Raw genomic sequence first — 14,053 nt, 5'->3', positions numbered from 1 at the left:
TCGTCCGCACCCGGTCATTCGGTGCCCGGTGGCCGGGCGGAGAGTTCCCGCCAGGTGTCCGGCCCGGTCAGCAGGGTCCGGACCACGTCGTACGCCGCGTCCTCGCTGTCGAACTCGTAGAACCGCGAGATCCCCTCGGCCCCGCCCGCGCGCTGCTCCACGTGCCACTGGTCGGCATCCGCCCGGAGGTAGACATCGCGCCGGGCCAGGCGCCCCCACTTGCCGTTCCACCAGTGCTTTCGCTGTTCCATGCGGGGACCTTATCGAACGTACGTTCGAGAAGATCACCGGGTGCCGGACCGCCACCCTGGCAGGTGACGGTCCGGGGGCTCAGGGACGGCGCTGCGTCGGCGGGTACTGCTGACCGAACCGGTCGTCCGGGCCCGCGGGGTGCCGGTTCGGCGCCTGGCCGGCGGCGACCAGCGCGTCCCGGATCTCGGTGAGCAGCCTGATCTCCTCGCTCGGCGCGGCGGGTTCCGGCTCCTCGCCCCGGCGGCGGCGCTCGGCGAGCTTGTTCAGCGGAAGGATCACCAGGAAGTAGAGCACCGCGGCGGTCATCAGGAAGGTGATGGTGGCGTTGATGAACCCGGCCCAGTCGATTACGGCCTTGTTCGGCAGCTTCCAGGTGCCCGCCGTGAGGCCCTTCCCGCCGCCGAGCATGGTGATCAGCGGCTTCAGGAACGAGTTGGTGAACTGGGTGACCAGGCCGGTGAAGGCCGCCCCGATCACCACGCCGACGGCGAGGTCGACGACGTTGCCGCGCATGATGAAGTCTTTGAAGCCCTTGAGCATTGGCGTCTCCAGGTTGCCGGATCCGTGTCGGTCGACAACCTAGTGCCCAGCGCGGGGCTGGCGGAAAGCGGCGGGTGGCAGCCGGGACCGGCGGGCGCCCCGGTCAGTCGGTGCCGACGGGGCCGCCGGCCACCGCCTCGTCCACCGTGGCGTGCGTCTGGAGCACCTCCACCAGGCCGCTCACCTCAAGGATGCGCAGCACCCCCCGGCGCGGCGCCGCCAGCCGGACCATCCCGCCGGCCTCGTCGGCGCTGTTGCGGGCGCGGACGAAGACGGAGAGTCCGGTGGAGTCGCAGAACGTCAGCTCGGCCAGGTCGAAGACCAGCCGGGTGCGCCCCTTCTCCAGCAGGTCCGTGATCTGATCCTGCAGTTGCGGCGCGGTGGCCATGTCGAGTTCGCCCGCTACCGACACGACGACGACGTCGGCCCGCTCCTCGGTGTGCACCGTCAGGGACATTCGCGACCTCCTGGGATATCGGTCGAACCGTACTCCACAACCGGCCCGGTATGCATGACGGGCGGCGGAAGTCGGCCGTCGGACCGCCGTACCGGGGCGGGGGCGGAGGTGGTCCGCTCTGCGCGAACAGGGGTTACCGGAGACCCTCCGACCCGGGCACCATCGCCGGATGCGAATTCTCGTTCTCGGCGGCACCGTCTTCCTCGGCCGGGCCGTCGCCCGACAGGCCCTCGCCGCCGGCCACGACGTCACCTGCGCCGCCCGGGGCTCGTCCGGGGAGCCGGTGCAGGGCGTCAGCTTCGTCCGGGTGGACCGCGACGACCCGGCCGGGCTGGCCGCGCTCACCGGCGAGTTCGACGCGGTCGTCGACGTGGCCCGGCACCCCGCCCACGTCCGGCACGCGGTGGCCGCGCTCGCCGGCCGAGTGGGGCATTTCACGTTCGTCTCCAGCGGCTCGGTGTACGCGGACACCGCCACCGCCGGCCAGCGGGTCGACACCGCTGCGGTACTGGCACCCGCGCCCCGGGACGCGGAGGACCCGACCCTCTCCGCCGAGTCGTACGGCGCCTGCAAGGTGAGCTGCGAGCAGATCGTCACGGAGGCGTTCGGTGCCGACCGGGTCTTCGTCTGCCGGGCCGGGCTGATCGTCGGGCCGGAGGATCCGATCGGGCGCTTCGAATACTGGGTCCGGCGGGCCGCCCGGGGCGGTGAGGTCCTCGCGCCCGGCTCGCCGGAGGACGCGGCGCAGCTCGTGGACGTACGCGACCTGGCGGCCTGGATCGTCGCGGCCGCCGAACGGGGGCTCACCGGCACGTACGACGGGACCGGCGCGCCGATCACCAGGGCGGAGCTGCTGGCCGGCGTACTCCCCGAGGGCGCAGCCGTGAGCTGGGTGTCGCAGGAGTTCCTGATCGAGCACGGGGTACAGCCCTGGTCCGGTCCCCGGTCGCTGCCGCTGTGGCTGCCGCTGCCGGAGTACGCCGGGTTCCTCAGCCGGGACGTCTCCCCGAGCCTGGCGGCCGGGCTGCGGACCCGGCCGCTGGCCGAGACCGCGCGGGACACCGCCGACTGGCTGGCCACCGCCGGTCCGGAGGCGGGCCAGCGGATCGGTCTCACCGAGGCCGAGGAGGCCGAGCTGCTCGCCGCCTGGCACGCTCGCTGACCCGGCCGGTGTCATCCGGTGCGTACCTGGATTCCGGGTGAGGTGGCGGCGGCGCGCAGCCGGAGCCGGACGATCCGGGCGTCGGGCGGGATGTCGTAGACCACCGCCCCGGTGACCCGGTTGCCGGGGTTGATCTCGCTGAGAAAACTGATCTGGTCGGCGTTGGCCAGCAGGCCGGCCGAGGTGTCCACCCCGAACCGCTGCCCCGCCGGCCCGTACGCGATCTGCAGGCTCTCCTGGAAGGTGACCGGTCGGGCGCCGAGGTTGCGTACCGCCAGGTCGACCAGGCAGAACTGCCCGACCGCGAGCTGGCTGACCAGCGGGTCGCCGACCTCGGTGAGTCCGCAGCGCACCCCGTGCACCTGGAACTCGAGGTCGCCGTCCCGGGCCGGCTGGTTCAGGCCGACGACCCGGGCGGGCCGGTCGCGCAGCCCGGTGTAGAAGTCCGGTCCCCAGGCCAGCGCGATCACCGCCGCGGCGACGCAACAGCAGGAGAGCACCGCGGCGACGAGGCCGAGTACGAACCACCACCGCCGGTCGGTGGGGCGCATGAACTCGGGAGCCCGGGTCACATCACCGGGCGGCGGTCGGCCCGCCTCCGGCCCGGTCCCGCCCTGCGTCGCCGGTTGGGGCGCCCAGATCGGCGGCTGCGAGGGCGGCGGGGGATATCCACCCAGCGGCGGGGTGCTGACCCGGGTCTCCGGCGTGGACCAGTCCGGTGGTGGCGGCGCCGCCCCGCCCGGGGGTGGTTCGGTGCCGGACGGGGCTGTTCCCGGTGTGGCGGGGCGCGGTGGGGAGGGTGGGCCGGCGCCGGGCGCGATCGTGTCGGGATGGCGGCCGGTCAGCGGTAGCGGATCCGGGACCTCGTCGACCGTCGACCCGGCCGCCGGATCAGCGGTCGGTTCCCGGGCCGGCCCCTCCGGCGGCGGAGGGTCGATCGCCCAGTCCCACGGCTGGGCGACCGGCTCGGCCGGATGCTCCCCGGCCGGCGGCTGCTCGCCGGAACCGCCGTCGGGGCGGTACGGCTGCTCGCCGGGCTGGTCGGGGCTGGTCATCACGATTCCCTCGTATCCTCCGGGGCCTTTGGAAGAAGGGTAGGCTTTATCCGTATTCGTCCCGGTAGGGATCGTCATCTTGCTACCCGACGGCGGGGCGGGACGGGGCAGCGGAACCGCTCCGGGCCACCGTCTAGCAGCGGTGGCAGGATGGTCCGGTGGATCTCGTTACGGTCGATGACGTACGGGCCGCGGCGGGGGACCTGACCGGTGTGGTGCTGCGTACGCCGCTGCTGCCCTGCCGCTGGGACGAGCAGCTCTGGCTGAAGCCGGAGAGCCTGCAACCGGTCGGCTCGTTCAAGCTGCGCGGCGCGACCCACGCGGTGTCCCGGCTCGACGCCGACCGGCGGGCCCGGGGCGTGGTCACGCACTCCTCCGGCAACCACGGGCAGGCGCTCGCCTACGCCGCCCGGTCCCGGGGCGTACCCTGCACGGTCGTGATCCCCGAGGGCGCCCCGGCGGCAAAGGTCGACCAGGTACGCGCCCTCGGTGCCGAGGTACGCATGGTCGCCCCGGCAGACCGGCTGCCGGTCGCCGAGGCGATCGCCGCCGAGCGGGGACTGACCCTGATCCCGCCCTTCGACGACCGACGGATCATCGCCGGTCAGGGCACCATCGGGCTGGAGGTGCTGGCCGACCTGCCGGAGCTGGACGTGCTGCTGGTGCCGGTCGGCGGGGGCGGGCTCGCCTCCGGGGTCGCCACCGCGGTCAAGGCGCTCCGCCCGGCGGTCCGGGTGATCGGGGTCGAGCCGGCGCTCGCCGCCGACGCGGCCGAGTCGCTGCGCAGTGGCGAGCTGCGGCAGTGGGAGCCGGCCCGGACCTATCGGACCAGCGCGGACGGGCTGCGGACCAACCTTTCGGCGCTGACCTTCGCGCATCTTCGCGCCCGGCTGGACGACATCGTGACGGTCAGCGAGGAGGAGATCGCCGCCGCGACGACCCGACTGGTCCGGGACGCCCGGCTGGTGGTGGAGCCGAGCGGTGCGGTGGCCACCGCCGCCCGGATGTTCCACGCCGCCGAGCTGCCCGCCGGGCGTACGGTGGCGGTGGTGAGCGGCGGCAACGTCGATCCGGCGGTACTGGCCGTCGCCGCCGGCCGCCCCGACCCGGCCTGACCCCGCGCCATCATGGAGCGGCCGGAGTAGGACGGCGGAGGTCGACGCGTCGACGCCGCCGATGGACCGGCCGGAGTAGAGTGCGCTGACCCTTCGAACGTGCTGACGGAGATCCTCGGGGGAGACGTTGAGCGAACGTCCAGCGGAGCGGCTCGCCGGCCGGCGGGTCCCGCCCCTGGTCATCGTGCTGCTCGTGCTGGCGGTGGTCGTCGCGGGGTTCGTCATGTCGCGGGCGTCCGGCCTCGACGGCTCGGCCGTGTACTCGGCGGCCCGGAACACCGCCGACGAGTTGCAGCGCACCCCGGTGCACGGTCTGACCGTGGACGTGCACGCGGCGGCCGCGGCCGGCAACCGTGGCGGCGAGGGGAAGTTCTCCAGCGATCCCCTCTCGGAGCTGCGGATCGAGGACGCCGGAGAGGACTCCCGGGGCGACCTCTACGAGTTCACGAACGCCGACGGCGACCACCCGGTCTGCCTGGCGGTACGGCTCGACGTCAACGTCGCCGACCAGTCGCCGTCGTTTCCCGCCGTCTCGGTGACCGAAGGCGCCTGCTGACCCGCCCGCCCGGCGGGGCCGGACAGCTCAGCCGACCAGAACCCGGGTGGCCGGGGGGACCTGGGTTGCGGCCCGCTCGTCGTACCTGGCACGGGCGGCGGCGATCTCGTCCAGGTGGCTCTCGGTCCACAGCACCAGGGACTGGATCGTGTGGTGCAGGGTGACGCCGAGCGGGGTGAGGGCGTAGTCCACCCTGGGCGGTACCACCGGGTGGACGGTGCGCTGGACGAGTCCGTCGCGTTCGAGTTGGCGCAGGGTGACGGTGAGCATCCGTTGGCTGATCCCGTCGATTTCCCGGCGCAGCTCGGTGAAGCGCAGGCTCTGCCTGTCGAGCAGGGCGATGACCAGCAACGACCACTTGTCGGCGATCCGGTCCAGGATCTGGCGGACCTCGCAGTCCTCGCGTCCGTCCCACTGCCGGGCCGTGTAGTCGCCCTCGGTTCCCGAGCAGTAACCGGGTGACTTTGAAGTGCCTTCTTCCATGATGGTCAAGCCTGACCGACGATCTCCTTGGTTACAAGAGGGAACTGACCAGCCGGGTAGTAACCACACGACGCGCCCCGGCGGTTTCCTCGCGCGGTCCCGTCCGTCCTGAGGAGCCGTCCCGTGTCCAGTCCACCGACAGTCCAGCAGTCCACCGGTACGCACCGGCCCGACGCACGCACCTGGGGCGTGCTCGTGGTGATGTGCGGGGCGATCTTCCTGGAGGGCATCGACGTGGCGATGCTCAACGTCGCCCTGCCGTCGATCCGCGCCGACCTCGACCTCTCCACCGGCACCCTGCAATGGGTGATGAGCGCCTATGTCCTCGGCTACGGCGGCTTCATGCTGCTCGGCGGTCGCGCCGCCGACCTGTACGGCCGGCGCCGGATGTTCCTCTGCTGGCTGCTCGTCTTCCTGGTCTTCTCCGGACTCGGCGGACTGGCGACGGAGAGCTGGATGCTCCTGCTGGCCCGGTTCGTCACCGGCGTCGCCGCCGCGTTCATGACACCCGCCGGCCTCTCGATCATCACCACCAGCATCCCGGAGGGTCCGCAGCGCAACCGCGCCCTGCTGGTCTACGCCGGGATCGCCTCCGGCGGGTACTCGCTGGGGCTCGTCGTCGGTGGCCTGCTGACCGCGATCGACTGGCGCTGGGTCTTCTTCGCCCCGGTACTCTTCGCGCTGGTCCTGCTGATCGCGGCGGTACCGCTGGTGCCGAGGTCGCCCCGGCCCGCGCCGACCGGTCAGGGAGTCGACCTGGCCGGCGCGGTCACCGTGACCGCCGCGCTGCTGCTGTTCGTGCTGACGGTCGAGCGGGCCACCCACACCAGCGCCGCGCAGACCATCGGTACAGGTGCCGTGTCGCTGGCCCTGCTCGGCGCGTTCGTCGCCATCGAGGCGCGGTCCCGTACCCCACTGGTCCGGCTCGGCATCCTCCGCTCCGGAGCGCTGGTCCGGGCGAACGTCACCGGGCTGCTCTTCCTCGCCGCCTTCGCGGGCTTCCAGTTCATCGCCGTGCTCTATCTCCAGGAACTGCGCGGCTGGTCCACCCTGGAGACGAGTCTCGCCCTGCTGGCCGTCAGTGTGGACGTCGTACTCGCTCCACTGTTGACACCCCGGCTGGTCGCCCGGTGGGGCAATCCCCGGGTGATCCTGGGCGGCCTGCTCCTCGCCGTCGTCTCGTACGCGCTCTTCCTGCGGATCGGTCCGGAAACCACGTACGCGGCGATGTTCCCGACGGTGATCATCCTTGGGGTGGCGTTCGCGCTGGTCTACGGGCCGCTGACCATCGCCGCCACCGACGGGATCGCCGAGCGGGAGCAGGGGCTGGCCGGCGGGCTGCTGTACACGTCCCTCCAGTTCGGCACCGCCCTCGGGCTCTCCGTGGTGACCGCCGTCAACGTCGCCGCCACCGCTCCCGACGGGGGCCCGGCGGCGATGCTTGACGGCTACCGGGCGGCCCTGCTGGTGCCGCTGGCCGCCGTCGTCGTCGCGGCCGTCGTCACAGCCCTCGGGGTACGCCGCAGCACGGGCTCGCCGGGTGCCGCCCCGGTCGACGGAACCGCCCCGGTCGACGGGGCCGGCCGGTCGGCTGCCGCCGTCGGGGCACCGGCGGAACCCGTGCGCTGACCATCGGGTACGGGCCAGTCCTGGTGCCGCGGCTGGCCCGTACCCGATGCCGTCGACCGTTCGGCGCACCGCCGCCGGTCCGAGGGGATCAGGCGCGGCGCCACTTCTGGTTGGCGCCGCCCGTGCACTCCCAGAGCTGGAGCTTGGCACCGTCGGCCGTACTCCAGTCGCGTACGTCGACGCACTTGTTCGCCTGCGGGTTGACCAGGTCACCGGCCGAACTCAGCACGAACTGCTGGGCCGGGTTGCCGTTGCAGCCGACGATCTGGATGTTGGCACCGTTGGCAGTGGAGCCGTTCGCCACGTCCATGCACTTGCCCATCGCCCGGACCGTACCGCCGGTGAAGGTCCAGTTCTGCGCGACGGTGCCGTTGCAGTCCCAGATCTGCAACTGGGTGCCGTCGGCCGGGTTGGCGCCGGGGATGTCGATGCACTTGTTGCCGATCCCGACGATCTGGTTGCCGGTGCCGGGATTGCCGCCACCGGTGTTCCACGCCCAGACCCGGACGTAGTCGACCAGCATCTGCTGCGGGAACGTGGTGCTGGCGTCGGGGTAGCCCGGCCAGTGGCCGCCGACAGCGACGTTCATGATCATGAAGAACGGGTGGTCGTAGACCCACCGGTTGCCGTTCAGGTCGGCCGGGGTCTTGCGGCCGTACTGGATGCCGTCGACGTACCAGGTGATCGAGTCCGGCGCCCAGTCCACCGTGAAGGTGTGGAAGGCGTCGGCGAACGCCTGGCCACCGGGGAGCGTGTAGCGGGAGCTGATCGCGCTGCCGCCGGAGTAGCCGGGGCCGTGCAGCGTGCCGTACACGTTGCCGGGCTCGCGGCCGATGTTCTCCATGATGTCGATCTCGCCCTGGTCCGGCCAGGGCATGCCGCCGAGCATCCAGAACGCCGGCCAGATGCCCTGGCCGCGCGGCAGCTTCATCCGGGCCTCGAACCGTCCGTAGGTCTGGGTGAAGCGGTCCGCGGTGAGCAACCGGGCCGAGGTGTACTGGCAGCGGCCGTAGTGGCACTGGTAGTTGGCCGGGTTCTCCCGACGGGCGGTGATCACCAGGTTGCCGTTGCCGTCGTGCGCGGCGTTGCTGGTGCTGTCGGTGTAGTACTGCTGCTCGTTGTTGCCCCAACCGCCGCCGCCGATGTCGTACTTCCACTTGCTGCCGTCGGGTGGGGTGCCGGCTGGCGCGTTGAACTCGTCGCTCCAGGTGAGCGCGCCCGGCTCAGCGACGGCCGGGCTCGGTGGGGTCGCCACCAGCGTCGCGGCCAGCAGGGCCAGGACGAGGGTGGCTCGGCGTGTACGCATGCAAATGTTTCTACGCCAGAGAGCGCTTTCTTGCAAGGTTGTTAACTAAACAGACTCCGCTTGACCTTGACACGGTGACAAGGGCTTCACTGTGTCAAGGGAGGTGGTCTGCGATGGCCAGGCCAGACAAGGACGCGGAGACGACTCGGGTTCTGCGCGGGCTGGAGCACAGCGACTCGTCGGTGCGGCTGCGGGCGGCGCTGGCGGTCGGCACGACCCCGGACCAGCGGTTCGTCGACAAGCTCGTCGAACGATGCGCAACCGAACCCGAATTCTACGTACGGGAAATGCTCACCTGGGCACTGATCCGCCACCCGGCGTCAACGACGGTCCCGAAGCTCGTCGACGAACTCCGCTCGCAGCGGGCACAGGCCCGGAGCCAGGCGTTGCACACGCTGTCCAAGATCGGTGACCGGCGAGCGTGGCCAGCGATGACCCGGGAGCTGCTGACCGATGCCGAAGACGAGGTGGCGCGGAGTGCCTGGCGAGCAGCGGTGGTACTCGTGCCCGACGGCGAGGAACCCGAACTGGCCGGAGTACTGGCGACACAGCTCGGTCGCGGCAACCGTGAGACGCAGTTGAGCCTCAGTCGGGCGCTCGTTGCACTCGGTGAGGGGGTGATGCCGATCCTGCGTGCCGCGACGACGCATCCCGACCATCGGGTACGTCAGCACGCGATCGCCACGGAACGGCTGTCGCGCGACCCGGACGCCGGATTCGAGTTCGCGGTCGAGGAGGCGAAGCGCGTCGTAGCCCTCGGCACAGCTCGTCAGGAGGGGTGAGGTGGCGGTGTTGATCGGTGATGTGGCCCGACGGTCCGGGGTGAGCGCCCGCATGCTCAGGCATTACGAGTCGCTCGGTCTGGTGCGGCCGACGGGTCGTACCGGGACCGGCTATCGCGAGTACTCCAACGAGGACATCCGGCGGATCTTCCATATCGAGAGCCTGCGGTCACTGGGTCTGTCGCTGCGAGACGTCAGGCGCGCGCTCGATGATCCCGACTTCGCGCCCACGGAACTCGTCGACGACCTCATCCGCCGGACGCGGGAGCGCATCGCGGCTGCGACGGAACTGCTCACCCGACTCCAGCGGATCGGTGCGGCGGAACCCGCAGACTGGGCGGAGGTGCTCCAGACGATCGCACTCCTACAGGACCTGGGCTCGGAGAGCGCCGGGACGCGCCTGCGCGCGGCGCTCTCCTCGGCCCAGGACGTACCGGCGCCAGCGGAAGCACTCGTCGAGGCGGCGCTGAACGAGACGGACCCGAACGTCGCCGGAGCCCTTCGATGGGCTCTGGCCCGATCTGGCGACGGTGGATTGGCACTGCTGGCGCAGGGACTCGGCTCACCAGTGGCCGAGGTGCGCAAACGCGCCGTACAGACCATCGCGGAGATTCCGGACGGTGCTGCGACCGCACTGCTGCGCGACGCCCTCACCAACCTCGACATCGTGGTCCGCAGGTATGCCGCTCTGGCGCTCGGGGCACGTGGCGTGGCCGACGCGGTTCCGACACTCATAGAAATGATCGCCGAGGCGGCGAACGACATCGACGCGGCCGACGCCCTGAGCGCGTTGGCGAGTGATCTCGGCCGCGCGGATCAGATTGCCAGCAGCCTGGTCGACCGCCTTGACCACACCACCGAGTCGGGCGCACGTCAACGGCTGACGCAGGCACTCGCGGACATCCCGGGGATCACCGCCGCTCGTGCCCTCGCAGATCTGTCACATGACGAAGACCGTGCCGTCGCGCTCACCGCGACCTACATTCTCAAACTTCGCGATGCCCGGTGACACCAACCGGTGCGGCTATGCCGTGACGCCCAGCCGGTCGAGGATCCAGGCCGCGACGAACGCCTCCTCGCGCCAGGAGTCGTAGCGTCCGCTCGGACCGCCGTGCCCGGCACCCATCTCCGTCTTGAGCAGGTACGACCCCTGCGGGGCGACCGCCCGGAGCCGGGCGATCCACTTCGCCGGCTCGTGGTAGAGCACCCGGGTGTCGTTCAGGCTGGTGACGGCGAGGATCGGCGGGTAGTCCTGCGCGGTGACGTTCTCGTACGGCGAATACGACCTCATGTACTCGTACACCTCGGGGTCGGCCAGCGGGTTGCCCCACTCCTCCCACTCGGTGACGGTCAGCGGCAGCGACGGGTCGAGGATCGAGTTGAGCGGATCGACGAACGGCACCTGCGCGACGATCCCGGCGAAGGCGTCCGGGGCGATGTTGGCCACCGCGCCCATCAGCAGCCCGCCGGCCGAGCCGCCCCGGGCCACCAGCCGGTCCGCCGAGGTCCAACCGGCCTTGACCAGGTGCCGGGCGGTCGCCACGAAGTCGGTGAAGGTGTTCTTCTTGGCCAGCAGCTTGCCGGTCTCGTACCACCGGCGGCCCAGCTCGCCGCCGCCACGCACGTGCGCGATCGCGAAGACGACGCCCCGGTCCAGCAGGGAGAGTCGGGGGATCGAGAACCACGGGTCCATGCTGGCCTCGTAGGAGCCGTACCCGTAGAGCACGCAGGGCGCCGAGCCGTCCCGGGGGGTGCCGACCCGGCAGACCAGCGAGACCGGCACCCGGGTCCCGTCGTCGGCCAGCGCCCAGTCCCGGTGCTGCTCGTAGTTCGCCGGGTCGAAGTCACCGAGCACCGGCTTGCGCTTGCGCAGCACCATCTCCCGGGTGACGAGGTCGTAGTCGTAGACCGAGTCGGGGGTGGTCAGCGAGGCGTAGTGCAGCCGTACGCTCGTGGTCTGGTATTCGGGGTTGCTGTCCAGCCCGACGTCGTAGAGCGGCTCCGGGAAGTCGATGTCGTACGACTCGGTGCTGCCCATCGGCAGCACCCGGATCCCGGTCAACCCGGCCGTACGCACCGACACCACGATGTGGTTGGCGAAGGCGTCGACCGCCTCCAGCCTGGTGCCCGGAGTGTGCTCGATCATCGGCACCCAGTCCCCGGGCGCGTCCGCCGAGGTGTACGCGAGCGCGAAGTCCTCCGCGCCGTCGTTGTGCAGGATCAGGAACCGGTGCCCGTGGTGTTCGACCGAGTATTCGACGCCCTGCCGCCGGGGCGCGACCACCGCGGGCTCGCCGGTCGGGTTGCTGGCCGGGATGACCCGTACCTCGCTGGTCACCTTGCTCTGCGAGTCGATGAGGACGAACTTCTCCGAGCGGGTCAGCCCGACGCCCACCCAGAACCGCTCGTCGTCCTCCTGGTAGACGATCTCGTCGGAGTCGGCGGCGGTGCCGACGGTGTGCCGCCAGACCCGGTAGGGCCGCCAGCTCTCGTCGACGGTCAGATAGAACAATGTGGAGCCGTCGGCCGACCAGGCGCTGCCGTAGAACGTGTTCGGCACCTCGTCGGTGAGCACCTCGCCGGTGCCCAGGTCCTTGACCCGCAGCGTGAACCGCTCGTCACCGGCGAAGTCGGTGGAGTAGGCGAGCCAGCGCCCGTCCGGGCTGACGTCGAAGGTGCCGAGGGCGAAGAAGTCGTGCCCCTGTGCCAGTGCGTTGCCGTCGAGCAGGATCTCCTCGCCGGGCAGCGGTGCGCCGTCGGACGGCATCGGCGGGTTCGGCTCGCCGTCGCGTACCGGTACGCGGCAGTGGATGCCGTACTGCTGGCCTTCGACCGTCCGGGTGTAGTACCAGTGGCCGTTCTTGCGGGTCGGCACCGATAGATCGGTCTCTTTGGTTCGCCGCTTCGTCTCGTTGAAGAGCGTCTCCCGCAGCACACCGAGCCGAGCCGTGGTCTGCTCGGTGTAGGTGTTCTCCGCGGTCAGGTAGCCGATCGTGTCCGGGTCGTCCTTGTCGGCGAGCCAGGCGTACTCGTCGATCACCGTGTCGCCGTGGTGGGTGCGTTCGGTCGGCACCCGCTTGGCGACGGGGGCGGCGGTCGTCTCAGTGGTCACCCGGCCACGTTACCCGTCCTGGCCGGCCGGAGGGGCTGACGACCGAGCCGGGCGTTGCCGAAAATTAGCACATGTGTACGATGACCAAGGTGGGGGAGATTTCGATAGAACGGCGCGGGGGCGCTGACATCGCGCGGCGGCTGGCGGGCATCTGTGGTGCCCACTTCGCCCGACCGGCGGGGGCGGCCGACGGGGTGGCCGGCACGGTGGCCCGCTGGGTCGCGGCGCCGGGCACGCCGGAGGCGGTCACCGAGGTGGTCCGGCTCGCCGCCGAACACGACCTCTCGGTGGTGCCCCGGGGGGCCGGCACCAAACTCGACTGGGGCATGCCCCCGTCACAGGTCGACATCGTGCTGGACACCGGGCGGCTCGCCGGGGTCTGGCACCAGCCGGAGGACGAGTTGGTCGCCGAGATCGGCGCCGGCACACCGGTCCGGGCCGCCGCGGCGATCCTCGAGCGGTCCGGCCGTCGACTGCCGATCGACGTGCCCTCGGTCGGCGCCACCGTCGGTGGCGTGGTCGCGGCCAACGAGAGCGGTCCACTCCGGCACCTGCACGGCCGGCCCTGCGACCAGCTCGTCGAGGTCAGCTATGTCGACGCCGCCGGGGTGCTCGCGCACGCCCGGGCCGGGGCGCCCGGCCGTTCCGGGCGGTCGTCCGGCTCGGTGCCGGCCGATCCGGACGTCGCCCGGCTGCTCTGCGGGTCGCAGGGTGCGCTCGGCGTGCTCGTCTCGGCGACCCTGCGGGTGCAGCCGATCCCGGCGAGCCGGGGCTGGGTGATCCGTTCGGTCTGGACCCCGCTGGAGGTGCACGACCTGGTCCGTGCCGTCCTCGACGCCGAGCTGCGGCCGACCGCGATCGAGGTCGACCTGCCGGGCGGCCGGGCGCAGCCGGCCGCTCGCGGCCTGCGGAGCCTCGCCTCCGGCGGCCACCTGCCACCGGACGGGCCGGGTGCCACGGGGGCACCCGGCCCGTCCGGCCGGTCGTCGGGACGAGGCTGGTTCGAGACGCCGGCCCGGCCGGCCGGTGAACGGCCGGGCCGGGCGGCCGGGGCGCGCGGCCGGCTCGGTGAGCCCGGTGCCGGCACCCTTGCCGTACTCCTCGAAGGCGGGCCGGCCGAGGTGGCCGAGCGGGCGGCCCGGTTGACGGCGTTGCTCGGTGGCGACGCCCGGGCGGTCGGCGCGGCACCGGGGTGGTGGCGCCGCTATCCGTTCCGGCCCGACGAGGTCGCGCTGCGCATCGAGGTGCCGATCGGTGACCTGCACGCCGCCGTCTACGCGCTGCGGGACGCCGCAGGGGCGCCGGTGCCGGTACGCGGCTCGGCCGGGCTCGGTGTCGTGCATGCCGCGCTGCCGTCCGACTCGGCGCCGGAGCGGGTCGCCACCATCCTCGACGGGGTACGCGCGGTGCTGCGTGCCCGCTCCGGCCGTTGCGTGGTGGTCGCCGCCCCGCCCCGGATCCGGGCGGCGGTGGACCTCTGGGGAGACCTACCCGACCTTCCGATGCTGCGCCGGGTCAAGGAGCGGTTCGACCCGGCCCGACGACTCGCCCCCGGACGTTATCCGGGCGGCATCTGACCCCTGGGCGGGGGTGCGCCCGGCCCG

General features: G+C 71.8%; 14 protein-coding genes. 7 read left to right on the top strand and 7 right to left on the bottom strand.

Going from position 1 to position 14,053, the window contains the following annotated elements; translation table 11 throughout:
• Positions 1-14 precede the first annotated feature (14 nt).
• The 3 genes from CLT71_RS20720 to CLT71_RS20710 form a co-directional block, all read right to left on the bottom strand.
• Entirely contained in the window at positions 15-251 is a 237-nt protein-coding gene (locus CLT71_RS20720) for a hypothetical protein (protein ID WP_101368564.1), read from the bottom strand.
• Between the two features lie 79 nt (positions 252-330).
• Positions 331-792, bottom strand: a complete 462-nt coding sequence (gene mscL, locus CLT71_RS20715) for a large conductance mechanosensitive channel protein MscL (RefSeq protein ID WP_101368563.1) — start codon at positions 790-792, stop codon at positions 331-333.
• 103 nt (positions 793-895) lie between these two features.
• Positions 896-1,249, bottom strand: coding sequence for an STAS domain-containing protein (locus CLT71_RS20710; RefSeq protein ID WP_101368562.1), 354 nt, complete (start codon positions 1,247-1,249; stop codon positions 896-898).
• A 169-nt stretch (positions 1,250-1,418) separates the two neighbouring features.
• On the opposite strand from CLT71_RS20710, the gene CLT71_RS20705 reads away from it, so the two are divergent.
• A complete protein-coding gene (locus CLT71_RS20705; protein WP_101368561.1) occupies positions 1,419-2,411 on the top strand; it encodes an NAD-dependent epimerase/dehydratase family protein in 993 nt (330 codons plus the stop codon).
• 11 nt (positions 2,412-2,422) lie between these two features.
• On the opposite strand, the gene CLT71_RS20700 is transcribed toward CLT71_RS20705, so the two are convergent.
• Entirely contained in the window at positions 2,423-3,466 is a 1,044-nt protein-coding gene (locus CLT71_RS20700) for a DUF4352 domain-containing protein (protein ID WP_101368560.1), read from the bottom strand.
• A 158-nt stretch (positions 3,467-3,624) separates the two neighbouring features.
• Here CLT71_RS20700 and CLT71_RS20695 point away from each other — a divergent pair, with 158 nt between their 5' ends.
• Both CLT71_RS20695 and CLT71_RS20690 read left to right on the top strand, forming a co-directional pair.
• Complete coding sequence (locus CLT71_RS20695) at positions 3,625-4,581, top strand: threonine/serine dehydratase family protein (RefSeq protein ID WP_101368559.1); 957 nt, start codon at positions 3,625-3,627, stop codon at positions 4,579-4,581.
• A gap of 127 nt (positions 4,582-4,708) precedes the next feature.
• A complete protein-coding gene (locus tag CLT71_RS20690; RefSeq protein WP_101368558.1) occupies positions 4,709-5,137 on the top strand; it encodes a hypothetical protein in 429 nt (142 codons plus the stop codon).
• 27 nt (positions 5,138-5,164) lie between these two features.
• On the opposite strand, the gene CLT71_RS20685 is transcribed toward CLT71_RS20690, so the two are convergent.
• On the bottom strand, positions 5,165-5,620 hold the full coding sequence (locus CLT71_RS20685) for a winged helix-turn-helix transcriptional regulator (protein WP_101368557.1): 456 nt from the start codon (positions 5,618-5,620) through the stop codon (positions 5,165-5,167).
• A 123-nt stretch (positions 5,621-5,743) separates the two neighbouring features.
• Between CLT71_RS20685 and CLT71_RS20680 the strand changes: the two genes are divergently transcribed.
• Positions 5,744-7,249, top strand: a complete 1,506-nt coding sequence (locus CLT71_RS20680; RefSeq protein WP_486483369.1) for an MFS transporter — start codon at positions 5,744-5,746, stop codon at positions 7,247-7,249.
• Between the two features lie 88 nt (positions 7,250-7,337).
• Here the strand turns inward: CLT71_RS20680 and CLT71_RS20675 are convergent, their stop codons facing one another.
• Positions 7,338-8,555 carry a family 16 glycosylhydrolase gene (locus tag CLT71_RS20675; RefSeq protein ID WP_101368556.1) on the bottom strand — a complete coding sequence of 406 codons (1,218 nt, stop codon included), beginning with the start codon at positions 8,553-8,555 and terminating at the stop codon, positions 7,338-7,340.
• Positions 8,556-8,668: 113 nt separating this feature from the next.
• Here CLT71_RS20675 and CLT71_RS20670 point away from each other — a divergent pair, with 113 nt between their 5' ends.
• Together CLT71_RS20670 and CLT71_RS20665 are read left to right on the top strand one after the other, a co-directional pair.
• The gene (locus CLT71_RS20670) at positions 8,669-9,337 is read left to right on the top strand and encodes a HEAT repeat domain-containing protein (RefSeq protein ID WP_101368555.1); all 669 of its coding nucleotides are present in this window, start codon (positions 8,669-8,671) and stop codon (positions 9,335-9,337) included.
• A gap of 7 nt (positions 9,338-9,344) precedes the next feature.
• Complete coding sequence (locus CLT71_RS20665) at positions 9,345-10,346, top strand: MerR family transcriptional regulator (RefSeq protein ID WP_101371638.1); 1,002 nt, start codon at positions 9,345-9,347, stop codon at positions 10,344-10,346.
• Between the two features lie 15 nt (positions 10,347-10,361).
• On the opposite strand, the gene CLT71_RS20660 is transcribed toward CLT71_RS20665, so the two are convergent.
• Complete coding sequence (locus tag CLT71_RS20660) at positions 10,362-12,449, bottom strand: S9 family peptidase (protein ID WP_101368554.1); 2,088 nt, start codon at positions 12,447-12,449, stop codon at positions 10,362-10,364.
• Positions 12,450-12,529: 80 nt separating this feature from the next.
• Here CLT71_RS20660 and CLT71_RS20655 point away from each other — a divergent pair, with 80 nt between their 5' ends.
• Entirely contained in the window at positions 12,530-14,026 is a 1,497-nt protein-coding gene (locus CLT71_RS20655) for an FAD-binding oxidoreductase (protein WP_486483707.1), read from the top strand.
• Positions 14,027-14,053 lie beyond the last annotated feature (27 nt).

Source organism: Plantactinospora sp. CNZ320, from assembly GCF_002846275.1.
This window is presented reverse-complemented; position numbering and strand designations above follow the sequence as displayed.

Excerpts from the sequence above, each read along its gene's own strand:
- CLT71_RS20685 (WP_101368557.1), bottom strand. The coding sequence starts at position 5,620 with ATGGAAGAAGGCACTTCAAAGTCACCCGGTTACTGCTCGGGAACCGAG.
- CLT71_RS20720 (WP_101368564.1), bottom strand. The coding sequence starts at position 251 with ATGGAACAGCGAAAGCACTGGTGGAACGGCAAGTGGGGGCGCCTGGCC.
- mscL (WP_101368563.1), bottom strand. The coding sequence starts at position 792 with ATGCTCAAGGGCTTCAAAGACTTCATCATGCGCGGCAACGTCGTCGAC.
- CLT71_RS20670 (WP_101368555.1), top strand. The coding sequence starts at position 8,669 with ATGGCCAGGCCAGACAAGGACGCGGAGACGACTCGGGTTCTGCGCGGG.
- CLT71_RS20705 (WP_101368561.1), top strand. The coding sequence starts at position 1,419 with ATGCGAATTCTCGTTCTCGGCGGCACCGTCTTCCTCGGCCGGGCCGTC.
- CLT71_RS20710 (WP_101368562.1), bottom strand. The coding sequence starts at position 1,249 with ATGTCCCTGACGGTGCACACCGAGGAGCGGGCCGACGTCGTCGTCGTG.
- CLT71_RS20700 (WP_101368560.1), bottom strand. The coding sequence starts at position 3,466 with ATGACCAGCCCCGACCAGCCCGGCGAGCAGCCGTACCGCCCCGACGGC.
- CLT71_RS20675 (WP_101368556.1), bottom strand. The coding sequence starts at position 8,555 with ATGCGTACACGCCGAGCCACCCTCGTCCTGGCCCTGCTGGCCGCGACG.
- CLT71_RS20655 (WP_486483707.1), top strand. The coding sequence starts at position 12,530 with ATGACCAAGGTGGGGGAGATTTCGATAGAACGGCGCGGGGGCGCTGAC.